This window comes from Massilia phyllostachyos (assembly GCF_021044825.1).
Lineage (GTDB): Bacteria > Pseudomonadota > Gammaproteobacteria > Burkholderiales > Burkholderiaceae_D > Telluria > Telluria phyllostachyos.
On sequence record NZ_JAJNOC010000008.1, the window covers coordinates 198,009 to 216,961 of the forward strand.

The following is an 18,953-nucleotide window of genomic DNA, read 5'->3' on the forward strand; positions in this document are numbered from 1 at the left end:
AAAAATTCGTCCATGGCTGCGTTGCCTCGTCTCGCCGTACGAGTGTACTGTCTTCGACTCGGCGCCTTGCCATAGCCGTTTTTTCACACCCTCTACGAACTACCTGTACGGGATGTGGTCGGCAACGGCCGCCCCGGCTTCCACGTCCTGGACAGCGACTGCGCCTCCTCGATCTGCTCCTGCGTCATCTGGCGCGAAATGGCGGCGCGCTGCTCCACCGCATTATGGTTGCCGTTGGCTGCCGCCAGGTTCCACAGCATATAGGCCAGCACCATGTCCTGCGGCATGCCGGCCTGGTGGTAGCGGTACATCAGGCCGAGCGCGTGCTGGGCTTCGGCGTGGCCCTGCTCGGCCGCCTTGCGGAACCACGTCACCGCATGGCGCTGGTCCTGCGGCACCGCGTTCCCCGTGTAGTACATGGCCCCGACCACGTATTGCGCGTCGGACTTGCCCTGGGTCGCCGCCTTGTAGTGCCAGGCGAAAGCCTGCTTGTAGTCGCGCGTGACGCCGCGTCCCATGTAATACATCAGGCCCAGCAAATGCTGGGCGTCCGCATGGCCGGCCTTGGCGAGCGGGACGATCTCTTTCAGTGCTGTCGCGTAGTTGCGCGCGTTGTAGGCGCTGGCTCCTTCCGCGAAACCCGCATGCGCGCCGGCCTGCAGGCCGAGGGCGAATACAAAGGCGACGAATATTTTTTTCATGTCTCTTGCAGGGAAGCTCCAGGTACCCTTGGTCCTGGTGGACTCACTTGTTCTTGTTCTGCGCGGCGGCTGTGCCAAGCCTACTTCCAGCTCACGCTGCCCAGGCCGTCGACGCTGACCTTGCGATTGGCCGGCTTGCCCAGCACGGTCACCGAGCCCATGCCGGACAGGGTCACGTTGGCGCTGTCGCGGGCGGTGACGGTCGCATTGCCCAGCCCCGACAATTCCAGCGTGACGTTCTCGGCCGCGAAAGCCTTGGCGTCCAGCCCGCCCAATCCACCCAGCTCCGCCTTCAGCCGGCGGCTGCGGCCGGACAGCGTGACGTGGCCGGCCCCGCTCAGGTTCAGCTCGACGCTTTCGCTGTCGATGCCGTTGACGCGCATGCTGCCGACGCCCCCCAGGCTGGCGCTCACCGCCCTGTAATTACATGATACATTCATCGAGCCGGCCCCATCCAGCTTGAGCTCGAGCTCATCGCCCGAGAAGCCGCTGACCACGGTGCCGCCCACGCTCTCCGACGTCACTTCGCGCAGGTTGGGCAAGGTCAGCTCGGCGTGCAGGCCCATGCTGCGGCCCAGGTTGATGCTCACGCCGCGGGTCTCGGTGCCGATGTTGAGGGTGTCGCCGCTCTGCATGGTGGTGGTCTTGCCGAGCAGTCGCGGGTCGCCGCTCAGGACCAGCATCGGCGTCGCGCCCTGGCGGATCTTCATGTCCACCACCCCATCGAGCTTGACGCGCACCACGCGCGCATCGATCGGCCGGGTCTCGGTCACGGTCTCCTGCGCCGCCTGTGCAAACCCCATGCAGGAAAGCAGCGAGGCGCACAGCGCCATGAAGGCCAGGCCCGGCTTGGACAGCTTGGTCATTGAATTCTCCGAATACATGTTCTTGATTGTGAGACGGCCCACGGGCCGATCTTGGCATGTTGCAACTATATAGAGTTTGTCATCACATACCTACCTGTCTGCGATGAACTGCATGAATCGTGGTCCAGAGCGGCGTATGCGTGGATGGATGCTTGTTGCGCAATATCTACACAACAGTAGATTTATCGCAAATATGCATGCGAAAAATGATTACTTATTGGCATGCCCTTACGCTAAGATGCAGCGCAGACGGCGGAAGCTGTCTGGACAAGCAGTCCCATTTCGCGTTCCTATTCGAGGTCACCCATGCGCATGCGCCAATACCCTGTTTTGCTGGCCGGGCTCACCTTCTCGCTGTCGGCCTTCGCCGCCTCAAGCGACCAGTGGACCCTGCCGATCAACGTCAAGAAGCTCGACAACGGCCTGACCGTCATCGTCACCGAAGACCACAGCTCGCCCACCGTCGGCGTGTCGGTGGTCTACCACGTGGGCATGCGCCTGGAGCCGAAGAACCGCACCGGCTTCGCCCACCTGTTCGAGCACCTGATGTTCCAGGGCACCCCGAACGCCAAGAAGGGCGTGTTCGACACCACCATCACCGGCGGCGGCGGGCGCAACAACGGTTCGACCCGGCCCGACTACACCAACTACATCGAGACCGCGCCGGTCTCCGCCATCGAGCCGATCCTGTGGCTGGAAGCGGACCGCATGAAGACCCTCGACTTCAACCCGGCCACCCTGAAGAACCAGCAGGACGTGGTCAAGGAAGAGATCCGCGTGAACGTCAAGAACCAGCCCTACGGCGGCTTCTACTGGCTCGACATCAGCCAGCACGCCTTCCAGAAATGGGAGAACAGCCACGACGGCTACGGCAGCTTCGAAGACCTCGAGAATGCCAGCCTGGACGACGTGCGCGCCTTCCACCGCGACTACTACGGCCCGAACAATGCGGTGCTGGCGATCGCCGGCGACATCACGCCTACCCAGGGCTTCGCGCTGGCGCAGAAGTACTTCGGCGGTATCAAGGCGCGTCCGACGCCGAAACCCACCGACTTCAGCGAAGGCCTGAACACGAGTGAAAAACGCGTGGTGCAGAGCGACGCCCTGGCCCAGGTGCCGGCGATCGCCGCGGCCTGGAAGGTGCCACCGCGCGGCCACAAGGACCAGGCCGCGATGGCGGTGGTTGCCGAACTGCTGGGCGGCGGCGACGCTTCCCTGTTCTACCAGGGCCTGGTGAAGGGCCGCGAGATCGCGCTCAACGTCGACACCCTGTTCGGCCTGACCGGCCCCTTCGAGTACAACGGCCCGACCGTGATGACCGTGTTCGCGCTGTACAAGCCGAACAGCAGCGCCGACGCCATGCTCAAAGCCATGGACGAGGAGATCGCCAAGGTCGCGCAGAACGGCGTCGACGAGGCGACCCTGAAGCGCGTGAAGACCCGCATCCTGGCCGACTGGAACAACGGCCTGGAAAGCTTCATCAACCGCGCCGACACCCTGGCCAAGATGCAGGTGCTGTGGGGCGACGCCAAGGTGGTCAACCAGATCCCGGGCTGGGTCGAGGCCGTGACCTCGGAAGACATCCAGCGCGCCGTGCGCACCTACCTGGTGCCCGCCAACCGCACCGTCATCGACCGCAAGCCGGCCGCGATGCTGGCCGCCCCCGCCGCTGCCACTGCCCCTGCCCCTGCCACCGCAGCGGCCACCAAATAAGGAGACCATCATGAAAAAACTGATGCTCGCAATTGCTGTCGCAGCCGCCTTCGCGCCGACGGCCTACGCCGCCGCCCCTGCCGCGGCCAAGGAACTGGCGATGCCGGCCTACGGCAAGGACAAGCCGATCCCGGTGCCGAAGATCGCCAAGCACACGCTCAAGAACGGCCTGACGGTCTGGATCGTGCCGCGCGACGGCCTGCCGCGCGTGGACTACGTGCTGGCGGTGCGCGGCGCCGGCTTCGCGGCCGATGCGCCGACTACCCCGGCCTTCGCCAACATGCTGGCCGGCCTGCTCAACGAGGGCACGGCGAAACGCGACTCGCGCGCGATCGCCGAGGCGGCCCAGGGCATGGGCGGGTCGGTCGCGGCCAGCGCCACCTCGGACGGCATCGTGGTCCAGGCCAACGCCCTGCGTTCGCAGGCGGCGCCGATGATGGACCTGCTGGCCGAAGTGGCCCGCACGCCGAGCTTCCCGGAGGGCGAGGTCAAGCTGGCCAAGGCCAATGCGCTGCAAGCGCTGCGCGTGTCCGAAACCCAGCCATCCTTCCGCGCCGAGCGCGCGATCAGCCGCGCGATCTATGGCGAGCACCCGTACAGCCGCACCACGCCGACGGTGGAGTCGATCAACGCCGTGAGCCAGGACATGCTGCGCACTGAACACACCCGGCGCATGCGACCCGACCACGCGCTCCTGGTGATCACCGGCCCGGTCAAGGAAGCCGAGGCACTGAAGCTGGCCGAGAACGCCTTCGGCGACTGGAAGGCGAACGGCCCGTCCCTGGCCGACGCCCCGGTGACCCCGAGCGCCAAGCCGGCCCGCATCCTGCTGCAGCGCGACGGCAGCGTGCAGTCGACCCTGCGCCTGGGCAGCCCCGGCATCGCCGCAAGCAGCGAGGACCAGATCCCGCTGCGCCTGGCCAGCACCATCCTCGGCGGCGGCTTCTCCAGCCGCGTCAACATCAACCTGCGCGAAGCCAAGGGCTACACCTACGGCGCCTCGGCCGGCGCCCGCCTGAACCGCGCCGGCGGCGCCATCGTCGGCGGCGCCGACGTGCGCAACGAAGTCAGTGGCGCTGCGCTCACCGAATTCTTCAGCGAGTACAAGCGCATCGGCAGCGAGCTGGTGCCCGCGAAGGAAATGGAGATGAACAAGCGCTACGTCGCCGGCGGCTACCTGATCAGCAACCAGCAGCAGCGCGCGGTGGCCAGCACCCTCGCCGCCAACTGGCTGATCGGGCTGCCGGCCGAGTTCCTGGGCGAATACGTGCCGCGCATCCAGAAGGTCACGCCGGAACAGGTGCGCGCGGTGGCGAAGAAGTATTACGCCCCGGAGAACCAGTCGATCGTGGTGGTGGGGGATCAGAAGGCGGTGGGGGAGCAGCTCAAGGCGTTTGGTGAGTTCACTGTCTTGGAGAAGTGATGCTGGCTTGATGTGGAAAGCCCCGCGGTGCGGGGCTTTTTTCGTTTACGTGGTGTGCGAGCAAAATTGGCCGAAATAATGCCGGGGGCATTATTTCGGCCTTCGCCGGTACGACGTTCAAAAGTAGCGAGCCAAAAGTTGGCGCTATCCTGTCGCTAGCTGTAAAACCGTCGCTCCGGCGAAGGCCGGAGCCTGATTTTGCAAGCAAACCGCCAGCGCCTCACTCCGCCGACAACTTCATCAACACCAACCCACTCACAATCAACACCGCCGCAATCACCCGCATCGTGTTGACCTGCTCCCCCAGCACCGCAACCCCCACCAAAAACGCCCCCACCGCCCCGATGCCGGTCCAGATCGTATAAGCGGTACCAAGGGGAATGGAACGCATCGCCGCGGACAGCAGCACGAAGCTGATGACCATGCCGACGATGGTGACAAGGGTGGGCAGAAGCCGCGTGAAGCCCGCCGACTGCTTCATCGAATACGCCCACACGACTTCAAACAGTCCCGCAACCAACAACATGATCCAAGCCATAATCCGGCTCTCCTTTCGAAAAGCCGGGCCGTCCCGGGCATTGTTCCCACTGCGGGGCAGGTCGTTCCTGCTGGCGCTATTCTACCCCTTCAGCGCGTTTTCGAGATCGGCCAGCTCGGCCGGCTTGACCAGGTGAGCGTCGAAGCCTGCTTCCTGGGCGCGGCGCCGGTCTTCGGGCGAGCCGTAGCCGGTGTGGGCCACCAGGCGGATGCCGGACATGGCGGGGTTCTTCTTGAGGCGGCGCGCCACCTCGTAGCCGTCGACGCCGGGCAGGCCGATGTCGAGCACGATCACCTGCGGCTGGTGGCGCTGCACCAGCTCTTCGATCTGCGAGGCGTCGGACGTCATCTGGGTCTCGTAGCCCATCTCGGCCAGCAGGAAACTCATCATTTCCATGGCGTCGACGTTGTCGTCCACCAGCAGCACGCGCATGCCGCTGCCGTCGCTGCCGGGCTGGGTGGACTGGGCCGGAACGTCACCGAGGGACGCCACGCGCAGCAGCGGCAACTCCATGGTGAAGGTGCTGCCCAGGCCGATGCCGGGGCTGTCGGCTTCCAGGCGGCCGCCGTGCAGTTCGACCAGGTGCGACACCAGGGACAGGCCGATGCCGAGGCCTTCCGGCGCGCGGTCGGGCGGCACGTCGACCTGGGTGAACATGCCGAAGATGCGCGCCAGGTTGTCCTCGGCGATGCCGATGCCGTTGTCGCGCACCGCGATGCGCACATGGTCCTCTTGGGCCAGGCTGACCGACAGGTCGATCCGGCCGCCGGTGGGCGTGAACTTGGCGGCGTTGTGCAGCAGGTTGCCGATCGACTGGGCCAGGCGCACCGGGTCGCCCGAGACCCAGACCGCCTCCGGCGGCAGGTGCACGCCGAGCTGGTGCTTGCGCGCGCTGATCAGGGGGCCGGCGGTCTCGATCGCCTGGCTGACCACGGCGCCCAGGTCGACGTCCTCGGTGCGCAGCACGATCTTGCCTTCCGAGATGCGCGCCACGTCGAGCAGGTCGTCGACCAGGTGGGCCAGGTGATCGACCTGGCGCGTGATGACTTCGCGCGCGCGCGCCTGGCGCTCGCCGGCGCCGGGGCCGTCGCCGGTGGCGCCCAGCAGCGCGGCGGCGTTGCGGATCGGGCTCAGGGGGTTGCGCAGCTCGTGCGCCAGCGTGGCCAGGAACTGGTTCTTGTTGCGGTCGGCCACACGCAGCAGCGCTTCCATCTCCTTGCGCCCCGAGATGTCGCTGGTCACGCGCGCCACGCGGTAGACCTGGCCGCGCTGGTCGCGCACCGGGAACAGGCGGTCGCGCACCCAGCGCACACCGCCGTCGGGCGCGCAGATGCGGAATTCGTCGTCGTAGTGCGGCGCCTCCGGCAGGCGCCCCCAGCGCTCCTGGACGCGCGCGCGGTCGTCCGGGTGCACGGCCTCGAGCCAGCCGCCGGGCTGCTGGCGCAGCGACTCGACGCTGCGGCCCCAGATGTCGGCGTAGGCCGGGCTGACGTAGACCACGCCGCCCTCGGGCACCGCGAACATCCAGAACACGTCGTCGATGTTGTCGGTGATCTGGCGGAAGCGCTCCTCGCTGTCGCGCAGCTCGACCTGGGTCTGGCGCATGCGCAGCAGCGCGTTGACGTTGGCGATCAGCTCGTCGGCCTCGATCGGCGCCGCCAGGTAGTTGTCGGCGCCGCCTTCCAGGCCGCGGATCTTGTCGGCGCGCCCGGTCAGCGCGGCCGAGGTCTGCAGCACCAGCACCATGCTGCTGTCGGGGTTTTCCTTGATGCGGCGGCACACCTCGATGCCGTTGATGTCGGGGAGCTTCACGTCCAGCAGCACCAGGGCCGGCGCCAGGCGCCTGACCATGTCCAGCGCATCGGTGCCGTTGGTCGCCTCCACCACCTCGAAGCCGGCGCCCTGCAGGATGCGGTTCTTGGCGTAGCGCGCGCCGTCGTTGTCGTCAACGTTCAGGATCAGGGTCGATTGGGCTTTCATGATTCGTTTCCGTCTTGACTATCCGGCGCGGGAAAGCGCAGCGGCAGGATCAGGGAGAAGGTCGAGCCGGCGCCGAGCGTGCTGGCCACTTCAACGCGGCCGTGCAGCAGCTCGGCCAGCTTGCGGCACAGCGGCAGGCCGAGGCCGGTGCCCTTGCTGCGGCGCTGCAGCGGATGTTCGATCTGGCTGAACTCCTCGAAGATCAGCTGCAGGTTGTCCGGGCTGATGCCGATCCCGGTGTCGGCCACCGTGAAGGCGATCGTGTCGTCGCGCGCGTCGTGGACGGCGCTCACCGTCACGCTGCCGCGCTCGGTGAACTTCAGCGCGTTCGAGATGAAGTTGCGCAGGATCTGCGAGATCTTGCCCTCGTCCGAATCGAAGGCCTCGAGCACGCCGGACGGCTCGAACACCAGCTCCACCCGCCCCTCGTCCACCAGCGGGCGCATCATGCCCTTCAGCGCCCGGAACAGGTTCTCGACCAGCACCGGCGCCAGCTGCACCTCGACCTTGCCGGCCTCGATCTTGGCCAGGTCGAGCAGGTCGTTGACCAGTTCCGACAGGTCGTTGGCGGCCTTGGCGATGAAGCCCACCTGGCGTTCCTGCTCGGTCGTGAGGTCGCCGTCCATGCGGTCCAGCAGCAGCTGGGCCAGGGCGCGGATCGAGGACAGCGGGGTGCGCAGCTCGTGGCTGGTATTCGACAGGAAGCGCGACTTCATCTCGTCGGCTTTACGCAGGCGCTCGGCCTTGTCCTCGATCTCGGCGTACAGCGCGACGATGCCGCGGTTGGTGTCTTCCAGCTCGCGCGTCAGCGACAGCAAGTCTTCCTGGCGCTCGCGCAGCTCGGCCATGGTCGCCACCAGTTCCTGGTTCTGCAGCTGCAGTTCGTGCAGGGTGTTGGCGACCGGGCTGGCGGCCAGGCGCTCGTTGATCACGGCCAGCTGCGACGGCGCCACCATCAGCTGCGGCGGCAGCGCCTTGCGCATGGTGATCACGGTGGCCGGGCCCTGCTCCGGCTCGACCTCGCACAGGTCCATCAGGCGGCTGGCCGTGATCAGGGCCAGCTCTGGCTGCACGCCGGTGAAGCCTTCCGGCGCGGCGGCGGGCGACGCTTCCCGGCGAGGATGGGCGCCCGGGTGGACCGTCACTTCGAGGTGCTGGTGCGGACCGAGCTTCACCAGCGAGAAGGCGGCGCGCCCGCCCGAGCCCTGGTGGCAGGCCACGCGCGCCACTTCCGACACCGCGGTGGCGATGCGCACCTGGTCCTGCTGCGAGAAGCCGAGCAGTTCCGACAGCTGGCGCGCGCGCTGGCGCACCAGCACCACGTCCTGGTCGCCGTCCAGGGCCACGCTCAGGATGCGCTGGGCGTTCATTGCGGCGTCTCGATCCGGCGCACCGCCAGCACCATCGCGTCGTCGCGGCGGCGGATGAAGTCGCGCATCAGGACCGCGGCGACCAGCACCGCGCTGCGTCCGGCCAGGCCGCGGTACTGGTCCAGGTCCCACTGGGTCTGGATGCCGTCCGAATGCATCACGCACATGGCGCCCGGCCCGAAGGGCAGCGTGAATTCCTGCACCTTGCGCATATTGTGGCCGACGATGCCGTTGTGCGAAACCAGCGGCCGGCGAGCGCCGTCGAACACGAAGCCGGCGATGTTGCCGATGCCGGCGAAGCGCAGTTCATCGGCCTCGTAGTCAATGCGGGCGGTGGCCAGCGCCGCGCCGCGGGTCGGGCGCAAGGCGTCGTGGGCGGCCTGCATCAGCTCTCCCGCTTGCGGCGCGGCCAGGCGCCCGAGCGCATTGATCGCGGCGGCGGAGGCGCGCGCCGCTTCCGGGCCGTGTCCGAGGCCGTCGGCCGCCAGCAGGCTGGCGCCGCGGCCGTCGCAGGACACCGCCCAGCCGTCGCCGCATTCCTCCTCGCCCGCCATCGGGGTCCAGACCGCGCCGACCTCGAGCCCGCAGGACGGCGGCGGCGGCACGTCGCGCCACAGGCGCATGAAGAAGGCCGCGCCCTGCCCGGGTTCGGTGAACACGTCGAACTCGTCGGACAGCCGGCGCAGCGCGCCCAGCCCGCCGCCGTAGGTGCCGGCGGTGGACATGCCGTCCACCAGGCTGGCCTCGACGTCGCGGATGCCGGGCCCGCTATCCAGCGCCAGCACGTCGATGCCGATGCCGCTGGCCGACTGCGCCGGGCCGACGTGGATCTCGCCCTCGCCCGCGTGCTTGAGGATGTTGGTGCCGGCCTCGGTCACGATCAGCGCCAGCTGGCCGGCGCGGGTCTCGTCGAAACCAAGTTCGCCGGCGAGGCGCTGGCCGGCGCGGCGCGCGGCCGCGATGTCGCTGGCGTGCGTCACCGCGAACACCTGCTGCCGCTTGAGGGAACTGATCAGCGTTTCCATTTGACGATCAGGACGGCTGTCCCCTCCCCTGGCCGGCTGTCGATGTCGAACTCGTCGACCAGGCGCTTGGAGCCGCCCAGGCCCAGGCCCAGCCCGCCGCCGGTGGTGAAGCCGTCGCGCAGGGCGTTCTCGATGTTGGGGATGCCCGGGCCGGCGTCGACGAACAGCAGCCCGATGCCGTTGCGGATGCCGTCGGCAAGGCTGTCGAAGTGGACTTCGCCGCCGCCGCCGTACTTGATGGTGTTGCGCGCCAGTTCGCTGGCGGCGGTCACCAGCTTGGTCTGGTCGACCAGCGACAGGGCGATCGCCACCGCCCGTTCGCGCACCTGCTTGCGCAGGCCCACCACGTCCTCGTCCGAGCGCAGGCGCAGGGTCACGCGCGCGGTGCGGTGCTGGCGGTGGCTGTCCAGCAGCGGCGTCTCGAACAGGACCGCATTGGAGTGCGCGTCGGTCATCACTTCAGGTTCTTTCCGAGCAGGGCCATGCCCTTTTCGACGTTCAGCGCGGTCTTCACGCCATGCAGGGTCAGGCCCAGCTCGACCAGCGTGATCGCCACGGCCGGCTGCATGCCGACCACCACGGTGCGGGCGTCGAGCACGCGCGCCATGGCGGCGGTGTTGCTGATCATGCGGCCGATGAAGGAGTCGACCAGGTCGAGCGCCGAGATGTCGATCAGGACGCCCTTGGCGCCGTCGGCGACGATGCGCTCGGTGAGGTCGTCCTGCAGCTGCATGGCGAGGCGGTCGTGCATGTCGACCTGGATCGTCACCAGCAGCAGGTCGCCCATGCGCAGGATAGGGATGCGTTCCATATGCCTGGCCTTATGCCTTCATCACGATCGCAGTGCCGGTGCGCTCGAGCGCGACCACGAAGGCGTCCGCCAGGGTCGCCTTGGTGGTCACGTCTTCCAGGTTCACGCCGAGGTGCACGATGGTCTGGGCGATCTGCGGGCGGATGCCGGAGATGATGCAGTCGGCGCCCATCAGGCGCGCGGCGGCGATGGTCTTCATCAGGTGCTGGGCCACCAGGGTGTCGACGGTCGGCACGCCGGTGATGTCGATGATGGCGATCGAGGCGCCGGTGTCGACGATCTTCTGCAGGATGTTTTCCATTACCACCTGGGTGCGCGCCGAATCCAGGGTGCCGATCAGCGGCAGCGCCAGGATCCCGTTCCACAGCTTGACGACCGGGGTCGACAGCTCGAGCAGCTCCTGCTGCTGGCGCACGATGATCTGGTCCTTGGTCTTCTGGAACACCTCGATGGTGTACAGGCCCAGCTTGTCGAGCAGGGTGTTGATGGTCCAGGACGTCGCGGCCAGCGCCTCGGCCTCGCCCTCGAAGGATGCGCGCAGGCGCGCGAACAGTGGCTGCTTCAGCGAGAACACGAAGGTCGCGGTCTCGCTCGGGGTCGAACCCGACTTGGCGCGGCTGGACGAGATCTCGGCCAGCAGGTCGCGCACCTCGTCCCAGGAACGGTGGTCGATGTTGGCTAGCTCGCCGGAGCGGGCGGCCGTCGCGAAGGCGTTCAGGAATTGCTGGGTATGGTTACGCAGTTGTTCGCGGGCGCTGCCGCTGCTGCGCACCAGCAGGGCCTCGAGTTGTGCCAGCCACTCGCTTGCGATCGCACCTTGCTGGTCCTGGATCATCTGGCTGATACGGTTTGCGTAATCCGTCGTCGTCATCGGTTTCATCCCTAATTGTCGTGATTTGATTGGCATCTCGGCGCCCCAAGCGATGGGCGCCGATGGCAGATTCTGCAAAATGACAAACTATATCATTTCTGTAACGGCGCCGATGACACAGTTGAGTGGTTTCAGGAAATAGTTCTCTCGTACGCAACAGGGCGTTCGTGTGGGCGCCGCTGGGCCAGCTCCACCAGCAGCGGCAGCAACAGCAGGGTCAGCGCCGTCGACGACAGGATGCCGCCGATGACCACCGTCGCCAGCGGCCGCTGCACCTCGGCGCCGGCGCTGGTGGCGAGGGCCATCGGCACGAAGCCGAGCGAGGCCACCAGCGCCGTCATCAATACCGGTCGCAGCCGCCCCAGCGCGCCCTCCTCGATCGCCTGCGCCGGCGACCGGCCCTCCTCGACCAGCCTGCGGATAAAGGAGAGCATCACCAGGCCGTTGAGCACCGCCACCCCGGACAGGGCGATGAAGCCGACCGCGGCCGAAATCGACAGCGGGATCCCGCGCAGCCACAGCGCGACCACCCCGCCGCTGAGGGCGAACGGAATCCCGGAAAACACCAGCAGCCCGTCCCGGAAATTGTTGAAGACCAGGTAGAGCAGTGCGAACACCAGCGCCAGCGCGGCCGGCACCACCACCCGCAGGCGCTGGCTGGCCGCTTCCAGGTGCTCGAACTGGCCGCCCCAGCCGATCCAGTAGCCCGGCGCCGTCCTGACCTGCGCCGCGACCTTCTCCTGCGCTTCGGCGACGAAGGAACCGATGTCGCGCCCGCGCACGTTGGCGGTGACGACGACGCGGCGCTTGCCCCCTTCGCGGCTGAACTGGTTGGGGCCGGGCGCCACTTCGAAGGCGGCGATCTCGCCCAGGGTGATGAAGCGGTGCGGCTCGCCTTCGGTCGCCGGCAGCGGCACCGGCAGGCGCGCCAGGTAGTCGATGTCACCGCGCTGCGGGTCCGGCAGGCGCACCACGATGCCGAAGCGGCGGTCGCCCTCGAACAGGGTGCCGGCCTCTCGCCCCGCGGTGGCGGTGGCGACCAGGTCCTGCACGTCGCCCACGTTCAGCCCCATGCGCGCGGCGCGCTCGCGGTCGACCCGGACCTGCAGCATCGGCAGGCCGGTGGTCTGCTCGACGTTCACTTCGCTCGCCCCCGGCACGGTGCGCAGCACGCCCGCCACCTGGCTGGCGGTCGCATTCAGGACGTCGAGGTCGTCGCCGAACACCTTCACCGCCACGTCGCTGCGCACGCCGGAGATCAGCTCGTTGACGCGCAGCTGGATCGGCTGGCTGAACTCATAGCCGTTGCCCGGCAGGCCTTCGAGCGTTTCCCGGATCGCCGCCAGGAGCTGGTCGCGGGTCTTCTTCGGCTTCGGCCAGTCGCGCTCGGGGCGCAGCATGATGATGCCGTCGGCGACGTTGGGCGGCATCGGGTCGGACGCGATTTCGGCGGTGCCGATGCGCGCGAACACGCGCTCGATCTCGGGAAAGCGTTTTACCAGTTCGAGCTCTATCTGCTGCTGCATCTTGACCGACTGCGACAGGCTGGTTCCCGGCACGCGCATCGTCAAGACCGCGATGTCGCCCTCGTCCAGCGTCGGCACGAACTCGGTGCCGAGGCGGGTCGCCAGCAGGGTCGACAGCGCCAGAACGATGCCGGCAAAGGCGAGCGCCACCGTCTTGTTGGCCAGCGTGTAGCGCAGCGCCGGCGCATAGGCGCGGCGCGCGGCGCGCATCAGGCGGTTTTCCTTCTCTTCCACCTTGTCGCCGATGAACAGGGCCACGGCGGCCGGCACGAAGGTGAGCGACAGGACCATCGCGCCCAGCAGCGCCGTGACCACTGTGATCGCCATCGGATGGAACATCTTGCCCTCGATGCCGGTGAGGGCGAAGATCGGCAGGTAGACGATCATGATGATCAGCTGGCCGAACACCAGCGGCCGCCGGGCTTCGCGCGCCGCTTCGAACACTTCGGCGAAGCGCTCTGGCAGGGTCAGCTTGCGGCCCAATCGACGCTGCGCATGCGCCAGGCGACGCACGCAGTTCTCGACGATGACCACGGCGCCGTCGACGATGATGCCGAAGTCGAGCGCGCCGAGCGAGAGCAGGTTGGCGCTGACCTTGTTGGCCATCATGCCCGAGAAGGTGAACAGCATCGCCAGCGGGATCACCATCGCCGTGATCAATGCGGCGCGCAGGTTGCCCAGAAAAGCGAACAGCACCGCCACCACCAGCACCGCGCCCTCCAGCAGGTTGTTGCGCACGGTGGCGATCGCGCGTTCGACCAGCACCGTGCGGTCGTAGACCGTGACCGCCTTCACGCCCCGCGGCAGGGTGCGGTTGATCTCCGCCATGCGGCGGTCGACGGCGCGCGCCACCGCGCGGCTGTTCTCGCCCATCAGCATGAAGACGGTGCCGAGCACCACCTCCTGGCCGTTCTCGGTGGCCGCACCGGTGCGCAGCTCGCGTCCGAGCGAGACGGTCGCCACGTCGCGGATCCGCACCGGCATGCCGCGGATGGTAGCGACCACGATGTTGGCGATGTCGTCGATGGAGCCGACCTGGCCCGGCGCGCGCACCAGGTACTGCTCCCCCGCCCGCTCGATGTAGCCGGCGCCGACGTTGCCGTTGTTCTTCTCGATGGCGCCCACGATGTCGCCCAGGTCGAGGCCATAGCTCGACAGGGTCGCCATCTCGGGCGCGACCAGGTATTCCTTGTCGAAGCCGCCGATCGAATTGATCTCGGTGACACCTGGCACGCTGCGCAGCTGCGGCTTGATGATCCAGTCCTGGATCTCGCGCAGGTCGGTCGGCGTGTAGGAGGAGCCGTCGGGCTTCCTCGCGCCCGGCACGGTCTCCACCGTCCACGAATAGATTTCGGAGAGACCCGTGGCGATCGGGCCCAGGGTCGGCACCACGCCGCCTGGCAGCTGCTCGCGCGCGTCCTGCAGGCGCTGGCTGACCATCTGGCGCGCGAAGTGAATGTCGGTGCCTTCCTTGAACACGACAGTCACCTGGGACAGGCCGTAGCGCGACAGCGAACGGAAGCTCTCCAGCTGCGGCAGGCCCGCCAACTGCGCCTCGACCGGATAGGTGATGCGCTGCTCGGTCTCCAGCGGCGAATAGCCCGGGGCCGCGGTATTGATCTGCACCTGCACATTGGTGACGTCGGGGACGGCGTCGATCGGCAGGCGGCCGTAGTGGTAGACGCCCAGCAGCGCCATGGCGGCGACGAGCAGCATGACGAGCCAGCGGTGCGCGATGGACGCCTGGATGATGCGGTTGAACATGAGCGTCTCCTTCAATCGTGGTGGCCTGCTTCGCCCTTGCCCTGTTCGGCCTTGACGCCGAAGGAGCCGGAGGCGGCATAGCGTTCACCGGGCTGCAGGCCGGACACGATCTCGACGAAGCGTTCGTCCGAACGGCCCGTGGCAACCGGCTGCGCCACGAAACCCTCGGCCACGCGCTTGTAGACCACCTGCCGTCCCTCGACGGTCTGCAGCGCCTCGCGCGCCACCGCCACCGGGACTTGCGCCGAGCCGGTGACGATGTCGACGTTCACCGCCAGGCCGGGACGCCAGGCCAGCCCCGGGTTGTCCAGCACCACGCGCGCCTTGGCCGAGCGCGACGCTTCTCCGATCAGGGCGCTGACGAAACTGACCTTGCCGGGCGCCGTCGTGTTCGATGCGATCGAGCGGATCACCGCGTCGGTGCCGACCCGGACGATCTCGAGGTCGCGGCTCGGCACGACGACGTCGGCCCAGACCCGGGACAGGTCGCTGACCGTGAACACGCGGGTGTCGGCGCCGACCACTTCGCCCAGCACGATGTGCTTCTCGACCACCATGCCGTCGAAGGGCGAGTGCACGTGCAGGCGGTTCGAGGCGCCCGCGGCCGACCCGGCCCCGGCGCCGAGCGCCTGCAGCGACTGGCGCGCGGCCTGGACCGCGACCTCCGCCTCCTGCAGCTCCTGCTCGGCCTTCAGGTAATCCTGGCGTGCGCCGATCTTCTCTTCCCACAGCGTTTTCTCGGTGCTGTAGGCGCTCTGGGCGAGCGTGCGCCGCTGCTCGGCCGTAGCCAGCGCCGCGCGCTGCCCGGCCACGTCGCTGCTGGCGATCACGGCCAGCAGGTCGCCCTTCTTGACCACCTGGCCCAGGTTGGCCTCGACCTTCTCGACCGCGCCCGAAGCGCGCGGGGTGACGTGGGCGGTGCGGTCTTCGTTGAGCGCGATCTGGCCCGGCATGCGGATAAAGGAGTCGATCTGGCGGGCGTCCGCTGTCAGGACGGTGATGCCGCTCCTGGCGACCTGCTCCTCGCTGAAGCGCACGATGCCGTCATCGTGGTGTTCGCCATTCTTCTCTTCATGGTGGCCGGCTTCTTCAACGCTTGCAGCGGGACCACGGTCCTTGAAGATGACGTAGCCGCTGAAGGCGAGTGCGCAGGCGAGCATCACGCCGATGATGTTCATTTGTTGCTTGTTCATGGATTCTCCTGGGTCGCCGGGCCGACGAGGCGTTCGATGTCGGCCAGCGCGCGGTAGCCGTCCGCCACCGCCTTGAGGTATTGGTGACGCGACTGCACCAGCGTGCGCTGGGCGTCGAGCACGTCGATCAGGCCGAACTTGCCGAGCTCGTAGCCGCGGTTGGCCGCCTGGTACGCCTGCTCGGCGCCGGGCACGACCTCGTCGCGGATCAGCGCGGCCTCTTCGCTCGCAGCGACGAGATGGCCGTGCGCCTGGGCCAGCGCGGCGTGCAGGCGCACACGCTCGGCATCGAGTTCGTCGCGCGCCTTGTCGACGCGCCGCAGCGATTCCAGCACGGCGCCGCCGTTGCGGTTGAATAGCGGCAGCGGCACCGAGACGCCGACGACGGCGCGCCGCGGTTCGCCCGGCCGCTCGAGCGAGGATTCGCGCTGGGTGCCGACGATCAGGGTCACGTCCGGCATGCGGCGCGATTCTTCCACGCGCGCCAGCGCGCTGCGGTGGGCGACGCCGGCCAGCGCGCGGCGCAGGTCGGGGGCGGTGGCCAGGCGCGCCTCCAGCGCGGCAAGCGGCGGGACAGAGGGCGCCTCGATCGCCGTTGGCGCGGCCACGGCAAGCGTGGCGGCGTCACCTCCCCACAGGGCCGCAAGGCGGATGCGCGCGGCCGCCAATTCACGCGCGGCCTGGATCGCTTCGATCCGCAGGCTGGATTGCGCGACCCTGGCGCGGGTGGCTTCGAGCGGCGAAGCCTTGCCGGTGTCGGCGCGGCGTGCGGCGGCGTGCGTGGCGCGTTCGGCCAGCGTCACCAGCTCCTGCGCCAGGCGTCGGCGCTCGCCCGCCGCGACGACGTCGTAATACGCCGCAACCGTGTCGCCCCGCACCTGGGCGCGCAGCGCATCCAGCGCTGCCAGGGCCAGCGCGCGCTCCTGCCGCGCGGCGTCGACGCGGGCGGCGCGCTTGCCGCCCAGTTCGACCGGGATGCCGAGTTGCGCGGTGGTGGTGCGGTTGCCGCGCTCGCGGCCTTCGCGCAGCAGTTCGAGCTCCGGGTTCGGCAGCGCGCCGGCCTGGTTGACCGCGCCTTCCTGCGCGGCCGCCTCCCTGCCGGCGGCGCGCAAGCCGGGGTTGGCGGCCAGCGCGCGCTCGATGGCCATCGGCAGCGTCAATGGCGCCTCGGCCGCGGAGGCATGTGCGCAGAGCGCACACGCGGCCAGCGCCAGGCGGATGATGTGATTCTTCATGATGGTCCGGTTCCGTTGAAACGAGGTCGACGGCGGGACGCTGCGCGCCGCGGCGCGCGTGAGATGAACGTTCCCGCCCCTTCAGGCGCGGAACGGCCGCTTGGGCGGCGGGATCAGGTCAGGGATGTAGGAAGTGTAGTGCGGAGGGTCGAAGACCGTATCCAGGCCCTGCTCCGCTGCCGGCAGCACCACGTGGGAGGCGAGCAGCGCGCCGCCGCAGAAATGGTGGCAGCAGTCGCAGCCGCCGTCGTCCGCCAGCGAGCCCGCGCCGCCGCCGTCGTCGCCGCACTGCTGCGCCACCTGGCAGGCGTGCTGGGCGCGCTTGCCCTCGTCCGGGCCGCAGCACGCCCCGGACGCCGCCCAGACCAGCTGCAGCGGCATCAGGACCAGCAGGAGCAGGACCAGCAGGCGTTTCATGGGGTGGCGGCGAAAACGGATGGCTTCATATATGATCGCCATTTAAAACCCTGTAGCCGCTACAGGGTCAAGCACGATCAATCGAATCGGAGAAGCGATGAAGATAGGCGAACTGGCGGGACGCACCGAATGCCCGGTGGAGACGATCCGCTATTACGAGCGGATCGGCCTGCTGGCGCCGCCGCAGCGGGCGGCCAACAATTACCGCAGCTATGGCGACAAGCACGCGGAGCGCCTGCAGTTCATCCGCCACTGCCGCGCGCTGGACATGGGGCTGGACGAGATCCGCCTGCTGCTCGACGCCCGGGATGCGCCGGACGCCGACTGCACCGACGTGAACGCGGTGCTCGACCGCCACATCGAGCGGGTGGCAGGCAAGATCGCCGAGCTGGCGGCGCTGGAGCGGCAATTGAAGCAGTTGCGCGGCTGCTGCGTCAGCACCCAGGCCTCGCACGCCTGCGGCATCCTGCATGCGCTGTCGGAGCACGACACCGTCTAGTAGGCTGCCGGCTTAGGGCGGCGCGATCAGCTCGGCTCCGAGAATGCGCCCATTGCGCCTGTCGGTGCGGTAGACCAGCAATTGCTCGGTGCCGCGGGTGCGCGCGCTTGCCGCCGGCGCGACGACATAGGCGGCGTCCTCATCATGGTCCGCATAGCCAGTCGGCTCGCCGAGCAGGCCTCTCACCTCGGCCGCCGTCATCGTTTCCGGCGGATGCCGATCGAGCAGCGACGCCACCATGCATCCGCGTCCTCGCGCGTCCGCATGCTGCCAGCGATCGCGGTCGAAATCGCAATCGCCCCAGTTCACGAAGAGCGCAACGGACGTACCTCCGCAGGCCTGCAGGCACAGCGTCAGACACGTCAGTGGAACAAGAGAGCGCATGCTCGGCCCATCGGTTCGGAAGCAGCTTCCGATTCTCGGGTCTTAGCAGGCAACCTGATTGCGCTCGCTCAAACGTGCGCCCAAGCCTCGCGGCTGATGGCATACACGCGGCTCGGCGCCGCGCCCGGTACGTCATCGAGGGTGTCAATCTGCTGCATCCCGGCCTTTTCCAGCACACGGATCGAGGCGGCATGCGCCGGACGCACCAGGGCAAAGATTTCGCTGAAGCCCTGCTCTTCGAAGCCGGATGCCAGGGAGGCCCGTGTCAGCTCGGTCGCGTATCCCCTGCCCCAGGCTGACGTGGCGAAACGGTAGCCGACGTTGACGCGCTCCTGGTCGAGATAGCGGTGCATCGAGATGCCGCCGAACCCGATGGGATGCCCTGGAGCGTCAAGCGTCGCGATCGTCCACGGCCCGATGCCCAGGTCGCGCCATTGCGCCAGCCATCGGTCCAGCAAGGACGCGGCCAATTCGATGTTCGCCATTGGCCCGGCCGGATTGAAGGTATTGGTCGCCGGATCGCCATAGATGGCGAACAGCACCGCCAGGTCGGCAGGCTCGGGGGGACGAAGGATCAGGCGGTCAGTCGTGCGATGCATGGTGCAATGATTCTACCTTGCCCTTCTGCACACCGAAG

General features: G+C 68.1%; 18 protein-coding genes. 3 read left to right on the plus strand and 15 right to left on the minus strand.

Annotated elements, in window-relative coordinates; genetic code table 11:
- Positions 1–92: 92 nt before the first annotated feature.
- The gene (locus tag LQ564_RS20725; protein WP_231060004.1) at positions 93–701 is read right to left on the minus strand and encodes a tetratricopeptide repeat protein; all 609 of its coding nucleotides are present in this window, start codon (positions 699–701) and stop codon (positions 93–95) included.
- 80 nt (positions 702–781) lie between these two features.
- Positions 782–1,567: a GIN domain-containing protein gene (locus tag LQ564_RS20730; RefSeq protein ID WP_231060005.1), complete on the minus strand. Its 786-nt coding sequence runs from the start codon at positions 1,565–1,567 to the stop codon at positions 782–784.
- 306 nt (positions 1,568–1,873) lie between these two features.
- On the opposite strand from LQ564_RS20730, the gene LQ564_RS20735 reads away from it, so the two are divergent.
- Both LQ564_RS20735 and LQ564_RS20740 read left to right on the plus strand, forming a co-directional pair.
- Entirely contained in the window at positions 1,874–3,280 is a 1,407-nt protein-coding gene (locus tag LQ564_RS20735) for a M16 family metallopeptidase (protein ID WP_231060006.1), read from the plus strand.
- A gap of 10 nt (positions 3,281–3,290) precedes the next feature.
- Positions 3,291–4,703 (plus strand): M16 family metallopeptidase, encoded by a 1,413-nt coding sequence (locus LQ564_RS20740; RefSeq protein ID WP_231060007.1) that lies wholly within the window; start codon positions 3,291–3,293, stop codon positions 4,701–4,703.
- Positions 4,704–4,923: 220 nt separating this feature from the next.
- On the opposite strand, the gene LQ564_RS20745 is transcribed toward LQ564_RS20740, so the two are convergent.
- From LQ564_RS20745 to LQ564_RS20795, 11 genes are all read right to left on the minus strand, one after another.
- A complete protein-coding gene (locus LQ564_RS20745; RefSeq protein WP_231060008.1) occupies positions 4,924–5,241 on the minus strand; it encodes a DMT family transporter in 318 nt (105 codons plus the stop codon).
- A gap of 81 nt (positions 5,242–5,322) precedes the next feature.
- Positions 5,323–7,221: a hybrid sensor histidine kinase/response regulator gene (locus tag LQ564_RS20750; RefSeq protein ID WP_231060009.1), complete on the minus strand. Its 1,899-nt coding sequence runs from the start codon at positions 7,219–7,221 to the stop codon at positions 5,323–5,325.
- Positions 7,218–8,591, minus strand: a complete 1,374-nt coding sequence (locus LQ564_RS20755; protein WP_231060010.1) for an ATP-binding protein — start codon at positions 8,589–8,591, stop codon at positions 7,218–7,220. The genes LQ564_RS20750 and LQ564_RS20755 overlap by 4 nt, the downstream gene beginning before the upstream one ends.
- On the minus strand, positions 8,588–9,616 hold the full coding sequence (locus LQ564_RS20760; RefSeq protein ID WP_231060011.1) for an ATP-binding SpoIIE family protein phosphatase: 1,029 nt from the start codon (positions 9,614–9,616) through the stop codon (positions 8,588–8,590). The genes LQ564_RS20755 and LQ564_RS20760 overlap by 4 nt, the downstream gene beginning before the upstream one ends.
- Positions 9,604–10,071: an anti-sigma regulatory factor gene (locus LQ564_RS20765; RefSeq protein ID WP_231060012.1), complete on the minus strand. Its 468-nt coding sequence runs from the start codon at positions 10,069–10,071 to the stop codon at positions 9,604–9,606. The genes LQ564_RS20760 and LQ564_RS20765 overlap by 13 nt, the downstream gene beginning before the upstream one ends.
- A complete protein-coding gene (locus tag LQ564_RS20770; RefSeq protein ID WP_231060013.1) occupies positions 10,071–10,427 on the minus strand; it encodes an STAS domain-containing protein in 357 nt (118 codons plus the stop codon). Before LQ564_RS20770 ends, LQ564_RS20765 begins: the two co-directional genes overlap by 1 nt.
- Before the next feature lie 10 nt (positions 10,428–10,437).
- Complete coding sequence (locus LQ564_RS20775) at positions 10,438–11,298, minus strand: STAS domain-containing protein (protein WP_231060059.1); 861 nt, start codon at positions 11,296–11,298, stop codon at positions 10,438–10,440.
- A gap of 131 nt (positions 11,299–11,429) precedes the next feature.
- Positions 11,430–14,588 (minus strand): efflux RND transporter permease subunit, encoded by a 3,159-nt coding sequence (locus tag LQ564_RS20780; RefSeq protein WP_231060014.1) that lies wholly within the window; start codon positions 14,586–14,588, stop codon positions 11,430–11,432.
- 11 nt (positions 14,589–14,599) lie between these two features.
- Positions 14,600–15,781 carry an efflux RND transporter periplasmic adaptor subunit gene (locus LQ564_RS20785; protein ID WP_231060015.1) on the minus strand — a complete coding sequence of 394 codons (1,182 nt, stop codon included), beginning with the start codon at positions 15,779–15,781 and terminating at the stop codon, positions 14,600–14,602.
- On the minus strand, positions 15,778–17,016 hold the full coding sequence (locus LQ564_RS20790; protein WP_231060016.1) for a TolC family protein: 1,239 nt from the start codon (positions 17,014–17,016) through the stop codon (positions 15,778–15,780). The genes LQ564_RS20785 and LQ564_RS20790 overlap by 4 nt, the downstream gene beginning before the upstream one ends.
- An 81-nt stretch (positions 17,017–17,097) precedes the next feature.
- Complete coding sequence (locus LQ564_RS20795; RefSeq protein WP_231060017.1) at positions 17,098–17,433, minus strand: hypothetical protein; 336 nt, start codon at positions 17,431–17,433, stop codon at positions 17,098–17,100.
- Positions 17,434–17,530: 97 nt separating this feature from the next.
- Here LQ564_RS20795 and cadR point away from each other — a divergent pair, with 97 nt between their 5' ends.
- The gene (gene cadR, locus LQ564_RS20800; RefSeq protein WP_231060018.1) at positions 17,531–17,932 is read left to right on the plus strand and encodes a Cd(II)/Pb(II)-responsive transcriptional regulator; all 402 of its coding nucleotides are present in this window, start codon (positions 17,531–17,533) and stop codon (positions 17,930–17,932) included.
- Positions 17,933–17,944: 12 nt separating this feature from the next.
- On the opposite strand, the gene LQ564_RS20805 is transcribed toward cadR, so the two are convergent.
- Together LQ564_RS20805 and LQ564_RS20810 are read right to left on the minus strand one after the other, a co-directional pair.
- On the minus strand, positions 17,945–18,241 hold the full coding sequence (locus LQ564_RS20805) for a hypothetical protein (protein ID WP_231060019.1): 297 nt from the start codon (positions 18,239–18,241) through the stop codon (positions 17,945–17,947).
- Positions 18,242–18,384: 143 nt separating this feature from the next.
- Positions 18,385–18,915, minus strand: coding sequence for a GNAT family N-acetyltransferase (locus LQ564_RS20810; RefSeq protein ID WP_231060020.1), 531 nt, complete (start codon positions 18,913–18,915; stop codon positions 18,385–18,387).
- Positions 18,916–18,953 lie beyond the last annotated feature (38 nt).